Source organism: Winogradskyella pacifica, from assembly GCF_003386275.1.
In the GTDB taxonomy this organism is placed as follows: Bacteria; Bacteroidota; Bacteroidia; order Flavobacteriales; family Flavobacteriaceae; genus Winogradskyella; species Winogradskyella pacifica.
This window is the reverse complement of the sequence record NZ_QREI01000002.1, coordinates 142,494-168,001: the sequence shown is the minus strand read 5'-3', so window position 1 is coordinate 168,001 and position 25,508 is coordinate 142,494. Positions and strand designations below refer to the sequence as shown.

Here is a 25,508-nt window from a genome sequence, read left to right as displayed (position 1 = left end):
AATACGTTTTCGAACACAAAAAATATGTTTTTCAACACCTAATAATTGTATTTCATCGATATTCAAACATATTAACTTACCTAATCTGTAGGGTCAAATTAAACTGTTACAATTATTATAACGTCATCTATAGACTACGGTGCCAAACGCTCAATTTTCCAATTATAATCCTCTTGAAGTTGGTAACGGATTCTATCGTGAAGCCTATTGGGTCTACCTTGCCAAAATTCTAGCTCTACGGGTTTAATTATAAATCCGCCCCAATTTTTAGGGCGTTCTATATCCTTACCTTCAAATTCAGCTTCAAGATCTTGTAGTTTACTTTCTAATTCATGTCTATTTGCAACCACTTCACTCTGATTAGAAACAATAGCTCCTAATTGACTACCTCTTGGTCGCGATTCAAAATAACCATCGCTTAAATTTTCTGAAATTTTTTCGGCTTTACCTTTAATAATAACCTGTCGCTCGGCAGCATGCCAAAAGAAAGATAAACACACATTAGGATTATCTGCAATAGCTTTACCTTTTTCACTGTTGTAATTGGTATAGAATATAAACCCCTCGTGTGTGTACTTTTTAAGTAGCACTACTCTACTCTTTGGATAACTGTCTAAACCTACAGTAGAAATGGTCATGGCATTCGTTTCTCCCACATTAAAATGAGTATCTACTTCTATAAACCAATCTCTAAACAACTCAATCGGATTTTCTGGTACACTATTTAATAATAACTCACCTTTTTCGTAAGATTTTCTATAATTACCTAAGTCTGCATCCATTACGTTTTTATTTTATTTTTTCTCCTTCTATTATTTTTTACATCGCAATTTTCACTATAAATTTAAGGATTAAAATATATAAATGAAGTTTGAAGACTGTAAATATTCTAAGCAATTAGCTTATAAAAAAGAAGCGTTTTCTTTTGGCACCGTATACGTAACAGAATATTTTTTATTATCTGAATTTAATGAAGGTATACATGTTGATCATAAAATTGCCAGTGAGTTAATTTCTAGATTTAGTAACCTCATTTCTAAAGGCATTAAAATAGGCTATATCGCTAATCGTTTTAACTCGTATTCTTTTGATCCACAACTTTGGGTAGATTTTAATAAAGACTATGATGCTTTTGTAGCGTCGGCTATTGTGACGTACTCTAACTTTAGTTACTTAAATGCTTCTTTAGAAAAGAAATTTTTTAATAAAAGCCTAAAACGTTGTAAAAATATAGAGGAAGCTATAGGTTGGATTATGAATTTAAAAGAGTTTAAAACTGATATTAATCAAAATTAAACGTTTTACCATCTTTAGATAATAGTGTGTTTTCAAACACGGTTTTAGCTTCCGTTTTAAAGTCATCATAACCATTATATCGCGTAGAGTAATGTCCTAAGATTAAAGTTTCAACATTGGCTTTCTTAGCTATTGTAGCTGCCTGTTTAGCTGTACTATGTTTTGTGGGAATGCATAGCGATTCGTTTTTATCTAAAAATGTCGATTCGTGATACAAAACAGTACAGTCTTTAATAATTGGTATTATGTCTTCATTATAAATAGTATCACTACAAAAAGCATAACTTTTGGTTGGTAATGGATCTTTAGTAACCTTTTCGTTACTAATTAATACTCCATCTTCATTCTCTACATCAAATCCTTGTTTTAACTTTCTGAAATATGCTTTATCAATATTAGCTTCAGTAACTAAATTAATATCAATTTTACGATCATTTTTTTTCTCTTTAAACAGAAATCCATTAGTGTAAATACGATGTTTTAATGGAATGGTATGAACTTCCACTTTATCATCTTCATAAATTAATTCGGACTCATTAGCATCTAATTCATGAAAAATAAGTGGATATTTTGTCCAACTCGAAGATAGCTTCATTTGAAGTAATATAACTTCCTTTAAGCCTTTTGGTGCATAAATATGAAGTTCTGTTTCTCTAGTTAACAGACTAAATGTATTCACTAACCCAATCAAACCAAAATAATGATCTCCATGAAGATGTGAGATAAAAATATGTTTAATCCTCGAAAACTTAACCTTGTTTCGTCGCAATTGTACTTGCGTACCTTCTCCACAATCAATTAAAAACATATGGTTCTTAATCTCTAATATCTGAGCCGTTGGGTTGCTATTAATACCTGGAGTGGCACTATGGCAGCCGAGAATGGTTAATTTCATTAATTAATTTTTGTGAAGCTCATAAGCGGTTTAATCGTTAGATATAGGTTATAAACACTTTAAAGTCGAACGCTATTTTTACAATTCTAAATCGCGTTCAATATCTTCCATTTCAATAATATCAAAAGCTTCTTTCATGGTTGGTACGACAACTATTTCGTCTGGCATTTGATTTAAATCCACCTTTTCAGATACAATAACAAAACTCTTTTTGTCGCCTCTATGATTATTACTTAATCGTAAAAACTCTATTATATCTTCTAATGTAATTTTATCTAAACTCGATAAATTTACAATAAGATGATCATTTTTATATGTATCGTAAGCTTGTTCAATATTATGAACTAGTGTTTTTACAGTTGCTGTTTCTTGTGTAATTATGGCAATGTTACCATCTCTATCTATTATCATATCTTATTGTTTTATTTTAGACGCTAAAAGATAAATCACTGCCATCCTAACTGCAACTCCATTTTCTACTTGATTTAAGATAATGGCTTGTTTAGAATCTGCGACATCACTTGTAATTTCTACCCCTCTATTTATTGGTCCAGGATGCATAATTACAATCTCTTTATCTAAGCTGTCTAATAGTTCTTTAGTAACTCCAAATTGTTGTGTATATTCTCTTGTAGAAGGAAAATAACTAATATCCATACGCTCGTTCTGTACGCGTAGCATATTAGCGACATCGCACCACTCCAACGCTTTTTTGAGGTTAGTTTCTACTTTAACCCCTAAATCTTTAATATATTTTGGCAGCAAGGTTTTAGGTCCACAAACCATAACATTAGCTCCTTGTAATTGTAATGCATAAATGTTTGAAAGCGCTACACGACTGTGTAAAATATCACCAACGATAACAACATTCTTGCCTTTAACACTCCCTAATTTCTCTCTAATTGAATACGAATCTAATAAGGCCTGTGTAGGGTGTTCATGTGCTCCATCACCTGCATTAATAATACTTGCGTTAACGTGTTTTGAAAGAAATACACCAGCTCCAGGATTTGGATGACGCATAACCACCATATCTACTTTCATAGATAAGATATTATTAACGGTATCGATAAGCGTTTCTCCTTTTTTTACCGAAGATTGTGAAGCCGAAAAATTAATTACATCTGCTGACAATCGTTTTTCTGCCAACTCAAAAGATAATTTTGTTCGCGTTGAATTTTCAAAAAATAGATTCGCAATAGTAATATCTCTAAGTGATGGTACTTTTTTTATGGGTCTATTAATAACCTCTTTAAACTGATCGGCAGTTTCAAAAATAAGGTCGATATCTTCTTTTGTAAGATATTTAATTCCTAGTAAGTGATTGACACTTAATTCGCTCATAATTAATAGTATTCAGTTTTCAGTATCAGTGTTCAGTTAACTCGCGCTTAATTTAAATTCTAAATTTCTAACTATTTTATTATTATCTGTAAAGCTTAAATAAACTTCCGCATTTTTCAAGAAGTCAAATTCATCTAAAATAGGTTTCATTATTTTAAACAGTTCTTCAGCGTTATTTCCATAGGTGAAAAATTGACCTTCTGTATCATCTTCCATGGTTACTATGTGTCCGTCGTGTCGCCCTATTTCTTCTGGAATTTCATCAAAAAGCTTAATATCTACAGCGTGAATTTCATCAATTCCATTGAATGTTCCAAAACTTATAATAACACTATCTGTTACTTCCGTTTTTTCAAATTTGAATGATTCTAATTCTTCGAAATTCATTTTATCTTATTCTAATTCATCTTCTGTCTTCTGTCTTCTGTCAAAATTATCTTTTTCAACTTCAACTTCAATGTCAAACTAACCTTCTACTTATCAACTAAGTAAACGGCATCTTCTTCTTCATTCTCAACCCATTTTACAATAACTTTCTGATTATCAATAGCATCTACTTGTCGTCCTCTATAATTGGGCTGAATTGGTAAATGTCTACTAAAACGTCTGTCTATTAATGTTAATAACTCAATGTCTTTTGGTCTTCCAAAAGATTGAATTGCTGTTAAGGCAGATCTTATGCTTCGGCCTGTATATAAAACATCATCTATAAAGACGACATTTTTATCTTCGACTATAAAATCTATATGGGTAGTGTTGGCTTCTAACGGTTTGTCTCCTCTTCTAAAATCGTCTCTAAAAAACGTAATATCTAAGTGACCGAGTTGAATATTTTTTATCTTATAATCGTTAGTGAGCATTTGCGCTAAACGATCTGCTAAAAATTTTCCTCTTGGTTGAATACCGATTAATACGGTTTCAGAAAAATCATCATGATTTTCAATGAGTTGACAAGCCAATCTGTGAAGGGTAATATTGACTTCTTTAGAGTTAAGTAGTACTTTCTGACTCATATAGTTTCCAAACGTTGTTGCCTTACAAAGTTAGGATAAATTATTTTGTTGGCAATGCTTTTTTATTGCAAAGGCAGTGTGTTGCATGGCAGACTAATCTATAGCATAAAAAAAGCCTCTCGAAAAATCGAGAGGCTTTAAATTATAGATTAATGAGATTCCTTTTTTCAAAGGAATTGGGATTATTTCTTCCCGTCCATTTTATCTTTAAGCGCTTGTAAAGCATCATTTGCATCACCTAAAGTTGGTTTAGCTTCTGCCGCTTGAGCTTCCTGTTTTCTAACAGCTTGCTTAACGATTTTAGCTTCTTCTTCTCTAAATACTGCTGTATGAGATGCTACAACACGTTTGAATTCTTTATTAAATTCAATGATCTTGAATTCAGCTTCTTCACCTTTAGCGACTTTAGAACCATCTTCTTTTTCTAAATGACGTGCTGGTACAAAGGCAACGATATCTTCGTTAAAATCAATTGTTGCTCCTTTATCTACCATTTCAGTGATAGCAGCTTTATGTACTGTACCTAAAGCGAACTCAGTTTCGTACTTGTCCCAAGGGTTATCAGTAGTTTGTTTATGACCTAAAGATAATTTACGTCCATCTACATCTAACTCTAATACAACTACATCTAAAGTATCACCTACGTTACAGAACTCAGATGGATGCTTAATTTTCTTAGTCCAAGATAAATCTGAGATATAAATTAATCCGTCGATACCTTCTTCTAATTCAACAAATACACCAAAGTTTGTAAAGTTACGTACAATACCAGTATGCTTAGAATCTACAGGATACTTAGTAGTGATGTCAGTCCATGGATCTGGTGTTAATTGCTTAATACCAAGAGACATTTTTCTATCTTCTCTATCTAAAGTTAGGATAACAGCATCGATTTCATCTCCAACAGATACGAAATCTTGAGCTGAACGTAAATGTGTTGACCAAGACATTTCACTTACGTGAACTAAGCCTTCTACACCTTCTTCAACTTCAACAAAAGCACCGTAATCAGCGATAACTACAACTTTACCTTTTACTTTATCTCCAACTTTTACGCCTTCACCTAAAGCTTCCCAAGGATGCTTAGATAATTGCTTAAGACCTAATTGGATTCTAGATTTGTTTTCATCAAAATCAAGGATTACAACATTTAATTTCTGATCTAACTCAACAATCTCATTTGGATGGTTGATACGAGACCAAGATAAATCTGTAATATGAACTAAACCATCTACTCCACCTAAATCGATAAACACACCATAAGAAGTAATATTTTTTACAATACCTTCTAATACTTGTCCTTTTTCTAGTTGACCAATGATTTCTTTCTTCTGTTCTTCAATATCAGCTTCGATTAACGCTTTATGAGACACTACTATATTTTTGAATTCGTGGTTGATTTTCACAACTTTAAACTCCATAGTTTTGTTTACATACTGATCGTAATCTCTAATAGGCTTCACATCAATTTGAGAACCTGGTAAGAATGCTTCTATACCAAATACGTCAACGATCATACCACCTTTAGTTCTGCATTTTACAAAACCGTTTACAATTTCACCTGTATCGTGTGCATTATTAACACGTTCCCATGCTTTAATTACACGCGCTTTTCTGTGAGATAATACTAATTGACCTGTTGCATCTTCACGCACATCAATTAATACTTCAACCTTATCACCTACTGCTAAGTTTGGGTTGTAACGAAATTCGTTAAGTGAAATTACACCTTCAGATTTTGCGTTAATATCAATAATTGCATCACGATCTGTGATAGTAATTACAGTACCTTCTACAACTTCGTCATCTAAAGTGTCAACGAAATTTTCTGATACTAATTTTTCAAATTCTTCTAATTTAGTATCCGCTACTTGCTCAATTCCTTCTTCGTAATTGTGCCAATCGAATTCTTTTAAGAATTTTTCTGGGTTAGCTTGAGCTTCAGATACTACTGGAGCTACTGCTTGAGTTGCTTCAGTTGCTTCAACTTCAGCTTGGTTTGTTTCTTTTTCAGACATGTGTGCTGAATAAAAATTTGTATTCTGTACATTTTGAAAGATTTGCGAAAAATCTACAGAAGTTATTATTAGTTTTGTTTTATCCCTTTCCTTACTTTCTTTAATTCGCTAAAAAGGAGTGCAAAAGTACTATATATTATTCTGAAAACCAAACACTAAATGATGTGACTTTATATTAATATATGTGTCTAAAATAATAGGGTATCAATTTGAGGCTTAGAACACTAAAAATTAGCACATAAATTGGTATATTTACGAGAGTATTAATATTTTAAAAAATTATAAAAATGGTTAGAGCTAAATACCAAGACGTTTTAGACTTAGGTGAAACGTTAAACATCCAAAATGGAGATGTTAATGAAAAAGATGGTGTACTTCAAGTAACAGGAACTGCAGCTACACAATACGATAAAAACTTAATCTGGGACAAGATTAAAGAAGCAGGTGGTGATAACCCAACTGATATTATGGCAGATATTAAAGTGGCAGACGAATCTGTGTACGCAAGACATACCGTTGCTTCTGGTGAAACTTTAGGGAAAATTGCTAAGCAATATTATGGAGAGCCTGGTAAATATCAGAAAATCTTCCAAGCGAATACTGACATTTTAAAGAATCCGGATGTAATTCATCCTGGTCAGGAATTAATTATTCCTAATTTGTAATTAGATCATTAAAAATTTTAAAAGCGACTTTATTGGGTTACAACTAGTATCCTAATAAAGTCGCTTTTTTAGTTTCTCTCAAATATTAAATCAGGTCCATCAACATGAGATAATCCTAATTTCATTATACCATTAGTTAAATCATAGGCCCAATACGTTTGATCTATTTTTACAGTAAAAATAACTAAGTCAGAAATACCTTCTACCACTCCTTCTTCTATCTCGTACTCGTATGTTCCATTGTTGTAAATACCTTGTTCTACTCCTGACACTACCAAGGTTCCATCGTTGCGAAAGTCATAAACAATATTAACATCTGAATAAGCAATTATGGAATTTCCTGAAGAGGTATAATATCGTATTTCAGTTAATTTCCATTCATCAACAATTTTATTTACAGAAGAAAATTCGTCATCAGAACAACCAAACACGGTAACTAACAATACTATTAAAACAAGTCTGTTTTTCATGTTGTTCTTATTTTGTTAATTATATAGATGTACCTTAATAAAGGTAAAGAGATTATTCTACTGTTATTTAGAGATCAACGCTTCAGCCAAACCTACAATGGTATCTAACTGCTCTTCAATCGTCAAATCTGAATTATCAATTTCAATAGCATCCTCTGCTTTTACTAAAGGAGAATCTTCTCGTGTAGAATCGATATGATCTCTAGTTGTTACATTTTCTAAAACATCTTCATAGCTCAACTCGTGACCACAATCAGTCAGCTCTTTATAACGTCGTTTGGCTCTTGTTTCCGCAGAAGCGGTCATAAAGATTTTTAATTCAGCCTCAGGAAAAACTACAGTTCCGATATCACGGCCATCCATTACAATGCCCTTATCTTTTCCCATGAGCTGTTGTTGCTCTACTAACTTTCGTCTTACTGCAGACAACGTAGCTACAGGACTAACGTATTTAGAAATTTTAAGCGTTCTAATTGCCGCTTCGATATTTTCTCCATTTAAATAAACTTCAGCAAAACCTGCTGTTTCATTAAATTTAAATGTAATACGGATGTCTTCTAACCTATTTACTAAATCATCTTCTTTAAAAAAACCATCACCAATTAAGTTATTTTCTAAAGCAAAATAAGCCACCGCTCTATACATGGCCCCGGTATCTACATAGATATAGTTCAGATTTTTTGCTAATTGTTTAGCTACCGTACTTTTTCCTGTAGATGAAAATCCATCTATGGCGATAATTATTTTACTCATATTTATTGTAAATCTATTTGAAGTCCGAAAAAGCTAGAATTTGAAGCTCCATTATATCTTGCATGCGTATAACTAAAACGCATTTTGTTTAATTTAATTCCAACACCTACAGAGAGTCCTGAGAAGTTTCTTTGGTCTTCTATTCGTAATTCTTCTGCTCGTCTAAAGTTATACCCTAATCTAACATTAAAACCACCTTCTGGAAATAACTCTGCACCCAAAATTAAATGTCGTAATCCTTTATTTAAAAACCCAACTTTTTCTTCTGTTTGATTACCATCTAAATCGGTTGTAGCACGTGCTGGATTAGATACTGCTATTGGCCATTTTTGCAAATTCTCTAAAGTTAAATGCCATCGCAAAGGCACATTTTCTAAAGTTTGCGACATTCCAAAATTAACTTCAAATGGTAATGGTTCGTTTTGACCTGCGTAAGTTGAAAACTGAGTTCCTATATTTCTTACGGTTAACGCAGCATGAAAATCGAGCTTTTCGTTAATATACATCGCACCAAAATCTAGGGCGCCACCTACTGAATTGTATTGTTCTAATGCCGATGTAATCACTTTAACATTGGCTCCAATATAAAAATCCGTATATGGAATTTTATAATTGTACCCTGCAGATATCGCTGTTTCATTTCCACTAAAAGTTCCAGTAGAATTTCCATTAACATCATAACCATCAAAACTTCCATAGTTAATATAAGTTACACCAAAATGAAAGGTTTGTAATCGTCTATCCCAAGTGTAAGCATACGCAGCTGTACCGTAACTTATACCTCCTAAATAGTTGGAATAATTTACAGCCAATTGATTGTTCATTTTGTAATTAATAGACGCTGGGTTGTAAAGTGCTTCGGTTACATCGTGGTCGAAGTTGGTAATTATTTTTCCACCTAAAGCGGCTTGCCTTGGCGATGATACTAAGTTCAAAAACTGGTAAGTCGCTTCCCCACCCAATTGCGCGAACAATGGTAGAGCCGAAAGCATTAAAAATAAGGTGGTAATCCTCTTAATCATAGATTTTGCAAAATAACTAAATCTATCTTAAAACGATGATATGATTTTTTTATTTTTTGAGCGTGTTAATTTTCTATTTTAATTGCAACTTTTGACCGATTTTAATAACATCACTCTTTAAGCCATTAATGCGCATAAGCGCTTTTACTGTTGTTCCTTTTTCTTTTGCAATTCTGTATAAATTGTCACCTTTCGTAACAATCCATACTAATGATTGCTCTTCCTTAGTCACTGTATCAAAATTTTGGACTCTTAATTTTTGTCCTACTTCTATAAGTGTCGTCTCTAAATTATTTGCTTTTTTTAATTCGCTTAAACTCGTATTATACTTTATAGATAATTGAAATAAATTGTCTCCTTCTTTTACAATATGAAAATCAGAATCAACATCTATAGGTTTTGACGTCTTAATAATACTAGAATCAGTAACCAATATGGGTTTTGTTTCAACCGAATCTATTTTGGTCTCAACCACTTTATCTTCTAATTTCACAAGGGTAATTTCCCCTGTAACTATATTTAATTTTGCAGGCTTTCCATCTAATATAACATCTTTAAATTTTACTTCGTTTTGAGCAAATACACTCATTAACGAAGTAAAACTTATTAAAAATGTCAATATTAGTTTAAAGCTTTTTTGCATTATTTACTTTTTGCTTTGTAAGTGCTAGTTTTAAAACATCACTCATATCCTTAACATAGTGAAACGTTAAACCTTTTAAATATTCAGGTTTAATTTCCTCAATGTCTCTTCGGTTATCTTCACAAAGTAAAATCTCTTTAATACGAGCACGTTTGGCTGCTAAGATTTTTTCTTTGATACCACCAACAGGTAACACCTTACCTCTTAACGTAATTTCACCTGTCATCGCTAAGCTCTTCTTAACTTTGCGTTGTGTAAACAAAGATACTAAAGAAGTTAACATAGTAACACCTGCACTTGGACCGTCTTTTGGAGTTGCTCCTTCTGGCACGTGAATGTGTACATTATATTTCCCAAAAACCTCTGGGTCAATACCAAATTCATCTGCATTTGCCTTAATGTATTCCATAGCAATAGTGGCAGATTCCTTCATTACTTTACCTAAATTTCCTGTAATAGATAAGGTTCCTTTTCCTTTTGATAGTATAGATTCTATAAATAAAATATCTCCACCAACACTCGTCCAAGCTAAACCTGTAACAACTCCGGCAACATCATTGTTTTCGTATTTGTCGCGCTCCATTCTTGGGCTTCCTAGAATTTCAATAACATCTTCGTTAGAAATCTTGATGTTATACTCCTCTTCCATTGCAATATTCTTAGCCGCATAACGCACCATTTTTGCAATTTGTTTTTCTAAGCCTCTAACTCCAGATTCACGTGTGTAACCTTCAACAATTTTTTCGAGCTGTGGCTTCGCAATTTTTAAGGCTTTATCATCTAAACCATGTTCTTTTAATTGCTTTGGTAATAAATGACGTTTAGCAATCTCTACTTTTTCTTCAATAGTGTACCCTGTAACATTAATGATTTCCATTCGGTCTCTTAATGCTGGCTGAATGGTATTCATGCTATTAGACGTCGCAATAAACATCACTTTAGATAAATCGTACCCCATTTCTAGGAAATTATCGTAAAACTCATTGTTTTGCTCAGGATCTAACACTTCTAACATTGCAGACGAAGGATCACCTTGGCTACCTGTAGATAATTTATCTATTTCATCTAATACAAATACAGGGTTAGAGGTTTGTGCTTTTTTCAAACTCTGAATAATTCGTCCTGGCATCGCACCAATATAGGTTTTTCTATGACCACGGATTTCTGCTTCATCACGTAAACCACCTAATGAAATTCTCACATATTCTCTACCTAAAGCTTCTGCAACAGATTTACCTAAAGACGTTTTACCAACACCTGGAGGTCCGTAAAGACATAGGATTGGTGACTTCATATCATTACGAAGTTTTAAAACCGCTAAATATTCAATGATTCTTTTCTTTACATCTTCTAGTCCGAAATGATCACGGTCTAAGATTTTCTGTGCGCGTTTTAGATCGAATTTATCCTTGCTAAACTCATTCCAAGGTAAATCTAAAAAGAGATCTAAATAATTACGTTGAATAGAATACTCAGCCACCTGAGGATTCATACGTTGCATTTTAGCCAACTCCTTATCAAAATGTTCTTTTACTTTATCGTCCCATTTCTTTTTCTTAGCACGTGCACGCATATCTTCAATCTCTTCACCAGAAGATACTCCTCCACCCAATTCTTCTTGAATGGTTTTCATTTGCTGATGTAAGAAATATTCGCGTTGCTGTTGGTTCATATCACTTTGAACCTTATTCTGAATATCATTCTTAAGCTCCAATTTTTGAAACTCAAGATTCATAAATTTTAAAGTTTGAAGCGCACGTTCTTTAAGATCATTAATCTTTAATAATTCTTGCTTCTCCTCTACTTTAAGATTCATGTTAGACGATACAAAGTTGACTAAGAACGAATCGCTTTCAATATTTTTAATCGCAAAACTCGCTTCAGAAGGAATGTTTGGACTTTCTTTAATGATGTCTAAAGATAAATCCTTAATAGAATCTATAATGGCTCTAAACTCTTCATTTTCTTTTGCTGGTTTTGCTTCAGGAATATCAGAAATTGTAGCCGTTAAATAAGGCTGTTCTGAAATCACTTCATTGATCGCAAATCGCTTTTTACCTTGTATAATAACAGTTGTGTTACCATCAGGCATTTTTAGCACTTTTAAGATGCGAGCAACAGTACCTGTTTTATAAATGTCTTTTGCTGTTGGATTTTCAACAGATTCATCCTTTTGAGACACCACACCTATTACTTTTCCTCCTTTATTCGCATCATTAATCAGTTTAATCGATGCATCTCTACCTGCTGTAATCGGAATGACAACACCTGGAAATAAAACGGTATTTCGCAACGGTAAAATTGGTAACGATTCTGGTAAAGATTCGTTGTTTATTAACTCTTCATCTTCAGGTGTCATTAATGGAATTAATTCTGAATTCTCATCAAAATCCTGAAATGACAGATTGTCTAAATTTAAAAAATTTGATTTTCCCATATATATTTTCTAGCCATTCTGTCATTATTAAAAACAGAATAACATTAGTTTAAATGTATTAATAATTAACTTTACACTGAATATCAAAACGTTAGAAGATATTCAAAGTTATTCACACTACAGTAATTTCAATTGTTATGCCATTACCTTTATAACGGCATTAATTTTTTTTTCATTTCAACTGTAACAAAAAATAAAAGTAGCGCTCTATAAGTAAAAGCAATTGTTTTTTGACATCAACCAATCAAAATATCGAACAGTTATTACAGCTTTGTCAATCTGGAAACCAACGTGCACAGTTGGAAATTTACAACAGATATAACAAAGCCATGTATAACACAGCCATTAGAATTGTAAAAGATTCTTTTAAAGCTGAGGACATTATGCAGGAGTCTTTTTTAACGGCTTTCACAAAATTGAACACCCTACAAGACACCAATTTATTTGGCGCGTGGCTAAAACGTATTGTTGTAAACAACAGCATTGGATACTATAACAAAGCGGTAAAGCTAAATGAAGTGCCTTTAGATAATGTCATCTATAAAGTTGAAGACGATAACGGCATTAATGAAAATGAGCAGAATAACGAAAAAGTAAAACTGATTTTAGACGCTATGAAAACCTTAAAACCAAATTATAGTTTGGGCTTATCATTACATCTGATTGAAGGTTACGATTATGAAGAAATCTGTGAGATTATGAACATTTCTTATGCCAATTGTAGAACCTTAATCTCACGAGCAAAAGATAGTTTACGACAAAAAATAATGCTTAACTAATTGTCTGTCTGAGCGCAGTCGAAGACATTAAAATGCTAATCTTAATTGCATTTCGCCTGCTCTCAATGTGACATTTGTATTTTAATAATAAGTTAATAATGGAAAAAGATAATTTAGAACACTTATTTGATGATTTAAAAGGTGAATTTAATATTGAAACACCTCAAAAAAATCATGAGCAACGCTTTTTAGACAAACTGAAAGCTGAAGACTCAGTTGTAACTGAAACTAAAAAACAATCTGGGTTTAACTGGAAACCTTTTTTAGCCATTGCCGCTTCTATCGTTATTTGTTTCGGGCTATTTACAGCATTACAACAGCAACCTGATGATTTAGATTTAGCAAGCGTATCTCCAGAAATGTCCGAAACACAAGACTTTTTCACGATTACCATTGAAAATGAATTAAAGCGACTTAATAAAGAACGTTCGCCATTAACAGAGCAAATTATTAATGATGCATTAGTCCAAATTCAACTTTTAGAAACCGATTACAAAAAATTAAAAACAGATTTAACCGAAAGCGGAAAAAACCAACGTGTTATTTATGCGATGATTTCCAACTTTCAAACTAGAATAGACATTCTAAACACCGTATTAGAACAAATTGAAATCGTTAAACAATTCAAATCCAATTCAAATGAAAATATTTTATAATATATGCTTTCTTTTATTACTGATGCCAACTCTTATTTTAGCATCAAATGAGCAACCAAAAGCCGTAAAGCACGAAAAACAAAAAACCATAAAAAAATCCTTCAATGTAAATGCTGACGCTACATTTAACATTACCAATCGTTATGGGAATATTGATATCATTACATGGAATGAAAACCGTATTGACATCCAAGTCATCATAAAAGTAGAAGGTAATAATGAAAGTAAGGTCAACGAAAAATTGAACGAATTAGATGTTGCTTTTCAATCTGCACCTCATAAAGTTTCAGCAATTACAGCAATTGATGGTAATAGTTGGGATACCTCTTGGTGGAATAAAAAATTGGGCAATAACGTAAAAATAGAAGTTAATTACGTGGTTAAAATGCCTATTACAAATCATGTTAGGTTGTTTAACGATTACGGCTATATCAATTTAGACAAGCTTGAAGGCAACGCCTATATAAAGTGTGATTATGGAAAAGTAACCACTAAAGAACTCATGGGAAAATCGAATACACTACGATTAGATTACACTAGAAACAGTTATTTTGAATATATAAACAACGGAACCATTGAAGCTGATTATAGCGAGTTTACCGTCGCCAAAGCTAAAGATTTAAACTTAGAGGCTGATTATACCACATCCGTAATTGAAATTGCTGAAAACGTTGTTTATGAATGTGATTATGGGTCTCTTAAAATCAACAGCATTAACAATTTAGACGGAGAAGGAGACTATTTATCTTTAAGACTTGGCACCATTTATAAAACAGCAAAAATAAGAGCCGATTATGGTTCTATAAAAATTGACCGCTTAACTCCAAACACTAAAAAATTAGATATTGATACTGAGTTTGTTGGGATTACTATCGGAATTGATAGTGATTACAATTTCGATTTTAATATCGATATTGACTTTGGGTCGTTAAGAGAATCTGACGGTTTCAATTTTACAGAAAAAAATACAGACAACTTTGGTAAGAAATATATTGGCTATCATGGCCAACCAAATTCCAATAATTCTGTACTTATAAAGTCTGAATACGGCAGTATCACTTTTAAAAACAACTAAGAAAAAAAATCAAATATTACATCAATCAATTAAAATCGAACACTTATGAAACTATTAAAATCAATTACAATCTTAACGTTTCTTTTAAGCACTACATTAGCTTCTGCACAATGGGGAAAATCTAAAAAGATTAAAGGCGATGGTAACATTACAACCAAAACCGTTTCTACTGATTCTTATGATGATATAAAAGCCTCGGGATCCATGGACTTTAAACTTGTTAAAGGCACAGAAGGTGAAGTTTCAATACAAGGAGATTCTAATTTAATGGAGTATATTATTACTGAAGTTAAAAGTAATTCGCTCCGCGTTAAAATTAAAGACGGCTATAATTTAAAACCTAGCCAAACCATCGTTATCACTATACCTTACGAATCTATTAGCTCTGTATCGCTTGCTGGGTCTGGTGATCTTGAAAATTCTGGCACCATAAAAGCAGATACATTTAAAGTGGCTTTAGCGGGTTCTGGAGATATCGATTTAACTATTGAAGCGGAAGGTATCGAAAGTAAGATCGCAGGTTCTGGAGACATAGAACTGAAAGGCACCACTAGAAATTTAATCACGGTTGTAGCTGGCTCTGGAGACTTTGATGGAGATGCTTTAAAAAGCACGAATGTGGACGCTAAAATCTCTGGCTCAGGAGATATATCTGTGGTTTGTAACGGAGAACTTACTGTTAAAATAGCAGGCTCTGGTGATGTAAAATATTCAGGAAAACCAACAAAGAAGAACACCAGTATTGCAGGATCTGGTAGTGTTCACAATTAAATCTTGTCATTACATATTCAATAAAAAAGGACGAGCGTTTGCTCGTCCTTTTTTATTATAATAATCTTATACATCAACTTTTATCATTCAAGTGTTTAAAAACCTAAAATAGTGACATCAAACTCCTATGCTTTATTTTTCTCATCTAATCTTGGCACTCTAAACAAGAGTACAATTCCTGCCACAAAAAAGACGACCAAAAACAAAATAGCATTTCTCATACTACCAGTAACTTGGTCTATCGTCGCAAAAATGACCATTCCAATAACGATTCCTATTTTTTCTGCTACATCATAAAAACTAAAATATGAGGTGGTGTCTTCGGTTTCTGGTAAAAACTTAGAGTATGTCGATCTCGCCAAAGCTTGTACTCCCCCCATAACCAATCCCACAAAACCCGCTGCAATATAAAACTGAAATGGAGTTTCCATAAAATAAGCATAAAAGCAAAGTAACATCCAGAAGAAATTAATAGCGATAAGCGTTTTAATATTCCCAAATTTAGAAGACGCATAAGAAGTTACTAATGCACCGATTATAGCAACCAGCTGAATAACTAAGATACTTACAATAAGTCCAAAGGTTTTGGCATCATCATCTCCCCAAGCAATTTCTTCTTCACCAAAATAAACCGCAACTAGCATAATTGTTTGTACTGCCATACTAAACACAAAAAATGCGACTAAGTAGCGTTTTAATCTTAAGTTCTGTTTTAATTGAAGCCAGACTTGCTTCAATTCTCTTAAACCATTAAAGACAACATCTTTTGTGACTTTTCCTCCTTTTTTAACCCCCTCAGGTAATACATGAAACGTATATTGGCTAAATAAAATCCACCATAAACCGACCATTATAAAGGAATATCGCATTCCCACTTGTGCAGCTGTTTCAATTATTTCACCATTTTCACCTATGTTATCAGCTATATGAAAAAAGTTTGGAAACATTACCATAGCTAAGTTTAACACCAAGAGTAATACACTTCCAAAATAGCCTAAACTAAACCCTTTGGCACTAATTCTATCTTGCTGTTCTGGAAAGGCAATATCTGGCAAATACGAATTGTAAAACACCAAACTTCCCCAATATCCTATTAATCCCATAAAATAAAATAGAAGACTGATATGAATACTTTCAAGGCTAAACCAATACAACCCGATACAACCTAAGCCACCAACATAACAGAAGAATTTCATAAAACTCTTTTTATTGCCAACATAATCTGCTATTCCAGAAAGAATAGGCGATGTAAAAGCAACGACTAAAAAAGTAAATGCGGTAACATAAGTAATCAATGCTGTACTTTTAAAAACCATTCCAAAAGCAGGAACCGTTTTTTCTACTTGAGATATAAATAATGCGGAATAAAATATCGGAAAGATAGACGACGCTATAGTTAAGGTATAAACTGAATTTGCCCAATCGTAAAATGCCCAGGCGCTAAGAAGTTTTTTACTTCCTTTTTTAAGTTCACTCATAAATGTTGGTTAATTATCTCGTATGGATATTAGAAAATTTCAAAAAAAAAGCTGCTCAAATTGAGCAGCTTCTAAAGTAAACAAATATATTTATAATCTTAGTTTATTGGTCTAAATGATGTGACACCAAATTTCTTTGCTTCGACTTTAGCTTTCTCAGATAACGATTTTAAATTTTGAATTCGAGAATCGTTACTTGGGTGAGAACTTAAAAACGCTGGTGGAGATTCGCCTCCACTATTCGCTTTCATACGTTCCCATAACACAGAAGCTTCATCTGGATTGTAACCTGCAATTGCCATTAAATAAATACCAATTTGATCTGCTTCAGTTTCATGCGATCTACTAAAAGGTAACATTCCTGCTACATTAGAAACAACTCCATAAGATTGATTAAATATCCCCAAAGCCTGATCATCATTTGATAAAGCAACATTACCTACAACAGCTAATCCTTGTTGTACATAAGCAGCACTCATACGTTGTTGACCATGATTAGCCAAAGCATGTGCTACTTCATGTCCCATAATAGCAGCAATACCTGTTTCATTTGCTGCAATTGGTAAAATACCTGTGTAAAACGCAATTTTACCACCTGGCATACACCAAGCATTTACTTGCTCTGATTCTATAAGTTTATATTCCCATTGGTAATCTTCTAAATACCCTTCAAAACCATTTGCTGTTAAATAACGTTCTGCAGCAACTGCAATACGTTGTCCGACACGCGTAATCATTTCGGCATCTTTAGTACCCGTAATCACATTACTTTCGGTAAGAACTTGGTTGTACTGTGCAAATGCTGATGGAAACAACTGATCGTTACCAACAAAGGCCATCGTTTTTTTACCTGTAAAAGGATTCGTTGCACATGAAGCCACAAAGGCAACTATTGCAAGACTCAATATTAATTTATTAAATTTCATAGCTAATTGTTTATTAAACATTACTAAAATATAAAAATTATTTTTCCTGTATTTTAGTAGTAATAGGACACTAAAATAAGTAAATGGTCACTATGAGCTTGACTTTATACCGATTATATGTAGCTCAGAAAAATTCTTATCTACAACAATAGATTCTACTCCATTAACTCTTAAGCTCTTATGAGCTATTTTCTCATTATCTAACTGAACTTCTACAATATCAAATGGTAAACCATGAAATTGAATATTAAAGGTTTGATAAGGTGTTGTAAACTTTCCTTCTTTGTGTTGGTTGATTATTAATTCACTAGATTTCCCTGTCAATTTAAAGTTTCTTAAACTATAACGTCCTTTTGTATAATCGAAACCATCATTAGCATCACTATAGAGTTCACTTTCTTCTTTACCTTTTTTATAATACACATCTAAAGTAACTTCAGTAATTTCCTTTTCACCAACATATTGTTGAATCGGAAACTTAGGAATGATTGCTCCTTCTTTTATGAAAATTGGCATACTATCAATATCAGCATCAACCCACATTTCTTTACCGCCTTTAATGATAGTATCTGTCCAAAAATTATACCAATTCCCTTGTGGTATATACATACGTCTACCTTTAGCATTTGGCTCTAAAACCGGACATGCTAATATTTGTTCTCCAAAAATAAATTCGTCCGTTCTGTAATGTGTTTGTACATCTTCTTGATCGTACAACACTAAAGATTTTAATAAAGGTTTACCATGGTCTGTATAGTTCCAAAAAGCGGTATACAAGTATGGTAACAATTGATATCTAATTTCAATAAATTTCTTTACAATAGCTGTTACATCTTCATCAAAAGCCCAAGGTTCTTGGTCGCCATGGTCTCCAGAAGAATGTACTCTGAAAAACGGATGAAAGATTCCTAATTGAATCCATCGTGTAAATAACTCTCCTTGTGGTTGCTCTGCAAATCCACCAATATCACTACCAGCAAAAGAGAAACCAGACATCGCCATACGTTGCGCTTGTATATTTGCAATCCAAAGATGCTCCCAAGTTGCGACGTTATCACCTGTCCAAGTTGATGTATAACGTTGTGTACCAGAATAGGCTGCACGTGTAATAACAAATGGACGTTTAGGGTATGAATATTTCTTTAACCCTTGGTAGGTTGCCCTTGCCATCTGCATACCATAAATATTATGAGCTTTTCTATGACTACATGGATTTCCATCATAATCGTGACGCACATCATCTGGGAATGTTTTATTTGGCACTTCCATAACGGCAGGCTCATTCATATCATTCCAAACCCCTTTAATACCGATATCTTCAATTAATTCTTGAAATAATCCAGACCACCAATCTCTCACTTTAGGGTTTGTAAAATCTGGAAAATAACATTCCCCAGGCCACACTTTACCTTTCATATAATCACCATCTGCACGTTTACAGAAATAATCGTTTTCTAAAGCTTCCTGAAATACCGAATAGTCCTTATCAATCTTAATACCTGGATCAATAATGGCAACAGTTTTAAATCCATCGTCTAACAATTCCTTAACCATACGTTTTGGATCTGGGAAATATTCTTTGTTCCAAGTGAAACAACGGAAACCTTCCATATAATCGATATCTAAATAAATAGCATCACATGGAATTTGAAGTTTTCTAAAGGTTGATGTAATTTCTTTTACTTTACTTTCTGGGTAATAACTCCATTTACATTGGTGAAAACCTAATGCCCAAAGCGGTGGTAAATGGTGTGGCTTTCCTGTTAAATCGGTATAACTTTCTACAACATCCATCATTTTAGGACCATAGAAAAAGTAATAATTCATTTCGCCTCCTTGTGCCCAGAAACTAGTAACGCTTCTGCGTTCTTGTGCAAAATCAAAAGATGTTTTAAATGTATTATCAAAGAAAATTCCATAAGCTTTACCATGATGCAAACCTGTATAAAATGGAATCGTTTTGTATATAGGATCTGTATCTTTTCCGTAAGCATACGAATCCGTAACCCAATTACTATAACGCTTTCCTTTAAGATTTAGGTGATTTGGTTTATCACCAAGACCGTAATAACTTTCACCATCGTTTGATGTTTTACTCATCTTAACGATATTTCCTCCATGCTCATAACTTTCTTCCCAATGAAAACCACTTTCATCTTCATTTATAAGCACACCATCTATGGCATCGTAAATAGAGACTCTCATATCTTCTTTAGAAATCTTACATCGCAATTTGGAAGTTAAAATTTCAAAACAATCTGTCTTCTCTTCAATCTCTAATTTGTTATAACCTATACTTGCGTATTTAGTAATAGCGTATGAAAAATCATTATCAAAATTACCAACAGTAGTATATCGAAAACGAAGTAAACTATCTCTAACGACAGTTAACTCTAAAATAACATCATTATCCGCCGTAAAATACAGTTTATCAACGTCCTTTTTAAAATCTATTATTTTTGAAGGAAATAAATTTCCTTTATTTTCTAATTCAGTATTTACAATCATAGGTTAATTTTTTGTCAAAATTACCAACAAAAAAACGGAAAAATTTAAACTTTTGAAAGGCTTAGTTCTCGTTATTGGCAATTGTTGCTAACTATATCGTTTTCGACATGAGTTTTTGCGATTATGTGAATTTTAAAGCGGTATTTAACAGTATTCGTAAAGCCCAATTGCTTCGGTTTTCATACATTAAAATACGGTTAACAGAACAGATTAAACGAACAAAAAGCACGTGATAATATTATCAATGGTACCCAAATTTAGTCATAATCAATGTGATACAGCCTAAAATAATAAAAACATATAACAGTCTCAATTTAATAGTCTTACATAAATAAAGTCCACTTATAGCTAATAACGAAATAAAGCCTGTTTCTAGTCTTGTCAATAGGATTCCAAAAAGTAGGATAATAAAAATAATATGCGTCCCTATTTTCTTAGGTTTCCATAATAGCGCAACAGCAGCCAAAAATTCGAAAAGTACAGTAAACCAAGCGAAAACACGACTAACAAAACTAAGGTTAGGAAAAACATCCTTTAAAACGATATGTTCCGTAAGATTGGGATTTAACTCTTTTAAACTCATTAAGCTTTCAGAATTCATTTTTGCAATCTCTAAACTCTCAGGAAAAATAGGGAAGAGAAACTTAAATAAGCCACCTAGATTAATAGCATGGTAATAAAAATCACCACTCATAAATTGGTTAGATGTTATTTTTTGAACGACTGAAACCAACAGCACAATCACTAAAAGTAACTGGATGTTTTTTAAAAGAATATCTCCCTGTTTATGATAACTAAAAAGAATCACTGAAAGCACCATAAAAACTAACATAAAATGATGATTAGCAACCCAAAAATAAGCGTAAAAAAGATCTATAATGAGAAGTAATAAAAACACCATCCAAATGATAGGGTGTTTTGTTTTATTTCGAAAAAGGAACCCTGTTATAAGTCCTAAAAAAATGACAGGGATTTTCCACAACTTATGATCTTCTGCTAAAATAAAGACATAAGATCCTAATACCAAAAGCAGTAATTGAGACGCTAAAGTAATTTGGTCTTTCAATTTAAGTTTTATGACTGACCAATAGTTCATAATTCTGATTTTTTTAAATGAATTTCATTGGCTAAAATTCTTTTATAAATACCATTTTCTGAATTGACCGTCGGCTTCCAAATTTGTAAATAGACACTATCTTTATTTGTTGTTTTAAGTACCAACTCTGCCGCTTTTCTGATGTTTTCATCATTGGGCATTAGCATTAAATACCCTAAAGTAGATTTCATATTAGGATCATCTTTAATTAAAGAATCAACAGATACCCCTGAAATATGGATTTGATTATAGATGTAATGGATTTCGGTGTACATGCCAAAACCTCCACCTTTCCATCTATTTAGGCTTTGAAAATGGACTAAATATAATTGAATAGCAACAACGATAATAGCAAGGCTAGGGACGCCATATTTTAAGATTAATTCTTGTTTTGCCTTTATCATTTGTTAATTTATTTTAAGCAAAAACCTTTCTGATTTTTTAAAACCAGAAAGGCCCTTATGATAATTACCTTTTTTTATTTTACTTAACGTATCGAAAAGCAACCATTCCTAATGGCGGAATATCGATATCTACCGAATCATCTCTAAAATGCCAAGCGTCTGCTTTGGTCTTGTTTATTTTATTTTTGTATTGACCAGTACCGAAGTATTTTTTTAAATCACTATTAAAAATCTCTTTTAGCTTCCCTTTTCGAGGAACACCTATTTTATAATTTTCTTTAGGAACCGGAGTCATATTACAAGCAATAATAACATCGTCTTTTTCTTCATTTCCTTTTCTAATATAGGTAAATACAGAATTCTCAGCATCACCATGATCTATCCACTCAAAACCTTCTACATCAAATTGTTTTTGATATAATGCAGGCTCTTTTGCATAAAGCGTATTTAGGTCTTTAATGAGTTGCTGTACTCCTTTGTGCGGCTCATATTGTAGTAAATGCCAATCGAGACTCGTTTTAAAATTCCATTCACTACTTTGTCCAAATTCGGCCCCTTGAAATAATAAATTAGTACCAGGATGGGTAAACATATAACTATAAAGCAATCTTAAATTGGCAAAACGTTGCCACTCATCGCCTGGCATTTTACCTAACATGGAACTTTTACCATACACAACCTCGTCATGACTTAACGGTAACATAAAATTCTCTGTAAAGGCGTAGGTCATAGAAAACGACAAATCATTCTGATGGTACTTTCTATATACTGACTCTTTACTAAAATATTGAAGCGTATCATGCATCCACCCCATCATCCATTTCATACCAAAGCCTAATCCTCCAATAGACACAGGTTTAGAAACCATAGGAAACGCTGTAGATTCTTCAGCAATAGTTTGTACATCTGGAAAAGCAGAATACACGGCCTCATTCATTTCTCTTAAAAATGACATGGCTTCCAGATTTTCTCGTCCACCAAACATATTTGGCTCCCATTCCCCATCTTCTCTACTGTAATCTAAAAATAGCATCGATGCTACGGCATCTACTCTAAAACCATCGGCATGATATTGGTCTAACCAAAAAATAGCATTACTAATTAAAAATGATTTTACTTCGTTGCGACCATAATTGAAAATTAAACTTTTCCAATCTTGGTGGTAGCCTTTTCGTTTATCTGGATGCTCATAAAGCGCAGAACCATCAAAAAAACCAAGTCCATGCGCATCTTCAGGAAAATGTGATGGTACCCAATCGAGAATAATCCCAATATCGTTTTGGTGAAATTTATCTACTAATAATTTGAATTCTTCAGGATAACCAAAACGCGATGTTGGTGCAAAATAGCCCGTAACCTGATAACCCCAAGAAGGATCATACGGATACTCCATCACTGGCATAAGTTCAACATGTGTAAAGTTCATGTCTTTTACGTATTGTACTAATTCATCAGCCATTTCTACGTAAGACATAAAACGATTTTCTTCTATCTTCTTTTTCCAAGATCCTAAATGAACTTCGTAAACCGAAAACGGAGCGTCTAAAGCGTTGTTATTTTTACGCTTTTTCATCCATTTAGCATCCTTCCACTTATAGTTATCATCCCAAACAATTGATGCCGTGTTCGGATTGTGCTCTGCACGCCTAGCATAAGGATCTGCTTTTTCTGTTGCTATATCGTTATTACCACTAAGGATTTTGTACTTATACTTGCTACCTTTGCCTGCACCGGGAATGAACCCTTCCCAAATTCCGCTAGAATCCCAACGTACATTTAGTTTGTGTTCGCCCTCGGTCCAAAAATTAAAGTCGCCAATTACAGACACCATTTTAGCGCTAGGAGCCCAGACTGCAAAGTATACCCCCTCTACACCATCTAAGGTCGTAATGTGAGAGCCAAAATTTTCATATAAACGATAATGCTTTCCTGATTTAAAAAGATTAATATCAAAATCCGTAAAACGACTGTGTACTATTACTTCTGCCATATATTAAAGTACAAATCCTTTAGGAATTATAGCGTCTTTCTTTATTACAACTATGCCATCTTTAACTATATATTCATTTGTTTCTGCGTCAGCCAAATGCCCTCCACCATTAATTCTTACATCATCACCAATACGCACATTTTTATCTATAATAGTGTTTTTTATGTAACACCTTTGACCAATACCTAAAAGTATTTCCGTTTTTTTATTATTAATATCATCTAAAGATTCATAATCGTCATTCCCCATCATATAAGTATTAATTATTGTCGAATCTTTTCCTATTCTAGAACGAATACCAATTACAGATTTTTCAATTTTAGCCGCATTTATGATACAACCTTCTGCAATAACAGCTCTATCTAAAGCTGTACCTGTAATTTTTGAAGTCGGTAGAATTCTTGCATTAGTATACGTGCGTTGTTTAGAATCGTATAAATTAAATTGAGGCAAATCATCTGTAAACCCAAGATTAGCTTCGAAAAATGATTCTATATTTCCGATATCCGTCCAATAGCCTTCATATTGATAGCTTAATGTTTTATGACTATCTATTGATTGTGGAATAATCTCTTTCCCAAAATCATTAGTTTCTGGGTTGTTCATTAAATCAATTAACAAATCCCTATTAAAAATATAAATCCCCATGGAAGCTAAGTGATTTCTACCTTGCGATTTCATGTCTTCACTTGTTTCAGACGTCCAATCTGGTAATAAACTAGCATCTGGCTTTTCAATAAATGAGGTAACAACATTATTGTTATCTGTTTTTAGAATACCAAATGACGTGGCGTCTTTTTCATTTACAGGAATAGTAGCTATTGATATCTCTGCCTTGGCATCAACGTGCGCTTGAATCATTGCATTGAAATCCATTTGATATAATTGATCTCCTGATAAAATAAGTGCATATTCAAAATCATGTGCCGCAATATGATGCATACTTTGTCTTACTGCATCCGCTGTTCCTTGAAACCAAGATTTACTATTTGGTGTTTGTTCTGCCGCTAATACATCTACAAATGCTGAACTGAAAAAACTAAAATGATAGGTGTTTTTTATATGCCTATTTAATGATGCTGAATTAAACTGAGTCAAAACATACATGCGTTTAATATCAGAATTTATACAATTTGAAATAGGAATATCAACCAATCTATATTTACCTGCAATTGGGACTGCTGGTTTAGAACGTTTTTCTGTTAATGGATATAGTCGAGACCCTTGGCCTCCTCCTAAAATAATAGACAATACTTTATCGTTTATCAT

25 protein-coding genes are annotated in these 25,508 nt (G+C 33.0%); 6 read left to right on the top strand and 19 right to left on the bottom strand.

Features of this window, described 5'->3' with window-relative positions; genetic code table 11:
* Window positions 1–134: 134 nt before the first annotated feature.
* Window positions 135–782 (bottom strand): pyridoxamine 5'-phosphate oxidase, encoded by a 648-nt coding sequence (pdxH, locus tag DFQ09_RS04975; protein WP_115808559.1) that lies wholly within the window; start codon window positions 780–782, stop codon window positions 135–137.
* Between the two features lie 82 nt (window positions 783–864).
* Here pdxH and DFQ09_RS04970 point away from each other — a divergent pair, with 82 nt between their 5' ends.
* Window positions 865–1,296 carry a hypothetical protein gene (locus DFQ09_RS04970; RefSeq protein WP_115808558.1) on the top strand — a complete coding sequence of 144 codons (432 nt, stop codon included), beginning with the start codon at window positions 865–867 and terminating at the stop codon, window positions 1,294–1,296.
* Here DFQ09_RS04970 and DFQ09_RS04965 read toward each other — a convergent pair.
* From DFQ09_RS04965 to rpsA, 6 genes are all read right to left on the bottom strand, one after another.
* Window positions 1,283–2,191, bottom strand: coding sequence for a ribonuclease Z (locus tag DFQ09_RS04965; RefSeq protein WP_115808557.1), 909 nt, complete (start codon window positions 2,189–2,191; stop codon window positions 1,283–1,285). The two genes, DFQ09_RS04970 and DFQ09_RS04965, sit on opposite strands and share 14 nt — an antisense overlap.
* 78 nt (window positions 2,192–2,269) lie before the next feature.
* Window positions 2,270–2,602: a ribonuclease Z gene (locus DFQ09_RS04960; RefSeq protein WP_115808556.1), complete on the bottom strand. Its 333-nt coding sequence runs from the start codon at window positions 2,600–2,602 to the stop codon at window positions 2,270–2,272.
* A 3-nt stretch (window positions 2,603–2,605) separates the two neighbouring features.
* Window positions 2,606–3,535, bottom strand: coding sequence for an aspartate carbamoyltransferase catalytic subunit (locus DFQ09_RS04955; protein ID WP_115808555.1), 930 nt, complete (start codon window positions 3,533–3,535; stop codon window positions 2,606–2,608).
* Between the two features lie 36 nt (window positions 3,536–3,571).
* Window positions 3,572–3,922 (bottom strand): hypothetical protein, encoded by a 351-nt coding sequence (locus DFQ09_RS04950; RefSeq protein WP_115808554.1) that lies wholly within the window; start codon window positions 3,920–3,922, stop codon window positions 3,572–3,574.
* Window positions 3,923–4,008: 86 nt separating this feature from the next.
* Window positions 4,009–4,548, bottom strand: a complete 540-nt coding sequence (gene pyrR / locus DFQ09_RS04945) for a bifunctional pyr operon transcriptional regulator/uracil phosphoribosyltransferase PyrR (RefSeq protein ID WP_115808553.1) — start codon at window positions 4,546–4,548, stop codon at window positions 4,009–4,011.
* A gap of 182 nt (window positions 4,549–4,730) precedes the next feature.
* On the bottom strand, window positions 4,731–6,566 hold the full coding sequence (gene rpsA / locus DFQ09_RS04940; RefSeq protein WP_115808552.1) for a 30S ribosomal protein S1: 1,836 nt from the start codon (window positions 6,564–6,566) through the stop codon (window positions 4,731–4,733).
* A gap of 287 nt (window positions 6,567–6,853) precedes the next feature.
* On the opposite strand from rpsA, the gene DFQ09_RS04935 reads away from it, so the two are divergent.
* Window positions 6,854–7,231 carry a LysM peptidoglycan-binding domain-containing protein gene (locus DFQ09_RS04935; protein ID WP_115808551.1) on the top strand — a complete coding sequence of 126 codons (378 nt, stop codon included), beginning with the start codon at window positions 6,854–6,856 and terminating at the stop codon, window positions 7,229–7,231.
* A gap of 68 nt (window positions 7,232–7,299) precedes the next feature.
* Here DFQ09_RS04935 and DFQ09_RS04930 read toward each other — a convergent pair whose 3' ends face one another.
* The 5 genes from DFQ09_RS04930 to lon all read right to left on the bottom strand — a co-directional run bounded on the left by DFQ09_RS04930 (window position 7,300) and on the right by lon (window position 12,556).
* On the bottom strand, window positions 7,300–7,701 hold the full coding sequence (locus DFQ09_RS04930; RefSeq protein ID WP_115808550.1) for a hypothetical protein: 402 nt from the start codon (window positions 7,699–7,701) through the stop codon (window positions 7,300–7,302).
* A 63-nt stretch (window positions 7,702–7,764) separates the two neighbouring features.
* On the bottom strand, window positions 7,765–8,454 hold the full coding sequence (gene cmk / locus DFQ09_RS04925) for a (d)CMP kinase (protein WP_115808549.1): 690 nt from the start codon (window positions 8,452–8,454) through the stop codon (window positions 7,765–7,767).
* Between the two features lie 2 nt (window positions 8,455–8,456).
* The gene (porQ, locus tag DFQ09_RS04920) at window positions 8,457–9,476 is read right to left on the bottom strand and encodes a type IX secretion system protein PorQ (RefSeq protein WP_147298322.1); all 1,020 of its coding nucleotides are present in this window, start codon (window positions 9,474–9,476) and stop codon (window positions 8,457–8,459) included.
* A gap of 73 nt (window positions 9,477–9,549) precedes the next feature.
* On the bottom strand, window positions 9,550–10,065 hold the full coding sequence (locus DFQ09_RS04915) for a LysM peptidoglycan-binding domain-containing protein (RefSeq protein ID WP_181897147.1): 516 nt from the start codon (window positions 10,063–10,065) through the stop codon (window positions 9,550–9,552).
* Between the two features lie 37 nt (window positions 10,066–10,102).
* Window positions 10,103–12,556, bottom strand: coding sequence for an endopeptidase La (gene lon, locus DFQ09_RS04910; protein ID WP_115808547.1), 2,454 nt, complete (start codon window positions 12,554–12,556; stop codon window positions 10,103–10,105).
* Window positions 12,557–12,786: 230 nt separating this feature from the next.
* Between lon and DFQ09_RS04905 the strand changes: the two genes are divergently transcribed.
* The 4 genes from DFQ09_RS04905 (at window position 12,787) to DFQ09_RS04890 (ending at window position 15,837) form a co-directional block, all read left to right on the top strand.
* Window positions 12,787–13,335 (top strand): RNA polymerase sigma factor, encoded by a 549-nt coding sequence (locus DFQ09_RS04905; RefSeq protein WP_115808546.1) that lies wholly within the window; start codon window positions 12,787–12,789, stop codon window positions 13,333–13,335.
* Window positions 13,336–13,433: 98 nt separating this feature from the next.
* Window positions 13,434–13,991, top strand: coding sequence for a hypothetical protein (locus tag DFQ09_RS04900; protein ID WP_115808545.1), 558 nt, complete (start codon window positions 13,434–13,436; stop codon window positions 13,989–13,991).
* Window positions 13,975–15,066 (top strand): hypothetical protein, encoded by a 1,092-nt coding sequence (locus tag DFQ09_RS04895; protein WP_115808544.1) that lies wholly within the window; start codon window positions 13,975–13,977, stop codon window positions 15,064–15,066. Before DFQ09_RS04900 ends, DFQ09_RS04895 begins: the two co-directional genes overlap by 17 nt.
* A gap of 45 nt (window positions 15,067–15,111) precedes the next feature.
* On the top strand, window positions 15,112–15,837 hold the full coding sequence (locus DFQ09_RS04890; protein WP_115808543.1) for a head GIN domain-containing protein: 726 nt from the start codon (window positions 15,112–15,114) through the stop codon (window positions 15,835–15,837).
* 125 nt (window positions 15,838–15,962) lie between these two features.
* Here the strand turns inward: DFQ09_RS04890 and DFQ09_RS04885 are convergent, their stop codons facing one another.
* The 7 genes from DFQ09_RS04885 to DFQ09_RS04855 form a co-directional block, all read right to left on the bottom strand.
* The gene (locus DFQ09_RS04885; RefSeq protein WP_115808542.1) at window positions 15,963–17,315 is read right to left on the bottom strand and encodes an MFS transporter; all 1,353 of its coding nucleotides are present in this window, start codon (window positions 17,313–17,315) and stop codon (window positions 15,963–15,965) included.
* A 98-nt stretch (window positions 17,316–17,413) separates the two neighbouring features.
* Window positions 17,414–18,241, bottom strand: coding sequence for a M48 family metallopeptidase (locus DFQ09_RS04880; protein ID WP_115808969.1), 828 nt, complete (start codon window positions 18,239–18,241; stop codon window positions 17,414–17,416).
* A 90-nt stretch (window positions 18,242–18,331) separates the two neighbouring features.
* Window positions 18,332–20,749: a glycoside hydrolase family 31 protein gene (locus DFQ09_RS04875; RefSeq protein ID WP_115808541.1), complete on the bottom strand. Its 2,418-nt coding sequence runs from the start codon at window positions 20,747–20,749 to the stop codon at window positions 18,332–18,334.
* A 241-nt stretch (window positions 20,750–20,990) separates the two neighbouring features.
* Window positions 20,991–21,845, bottom strand: a complete 855-nt coding sequence (locus DFQ09_RS04870) for a hypothetical protein (protein ID WP_115808540.1) — start codon at window positions 21,843–21,845, stop codon at window positions 20,991–20,993.
* On the bottom strand, window positions 21,842–22,249 hold the full coding sequence (locus DFQ09_RS04865) for a hypothetical protein (RefSeq protein ID WP_115808539.1): 408 nt from the start codon (window positions 22,247–22,249) through the stop codon (window positions 21,842–21,844). Before DFQ09_RS04865 ends, DFQ09_RS04870 begins: the two co-directional genes overlap by 4 nt.
* A gap of 79 nt (window positions 22,250–22,328) precedes the next feature.
* Window positions 22,329–24,239, bottom strand: a complete 1,911-nt coding sequence (gene glgB / locus DFQ09_RS04860) for a 1,4-alpha-glucan branching protein GlgB (protein WP_115808538.1) — start codon at window positions 24,237–24,239, stop codon at window positions 22,329–22,331.
* Between the two features lie 3 nt (window positions 24,240–24,242).
* Window positions 24,243–25,508: a glucose-1-phosphate adenylyltransferase gene (locus DFQ09_RS04855; protein WP_115808537.1), complete on the bottom strand. Its 1,266-nt coding sequence runs from the start codon at window positions 25,506–25,508 to the stop codon at window positions 24,243–24,245.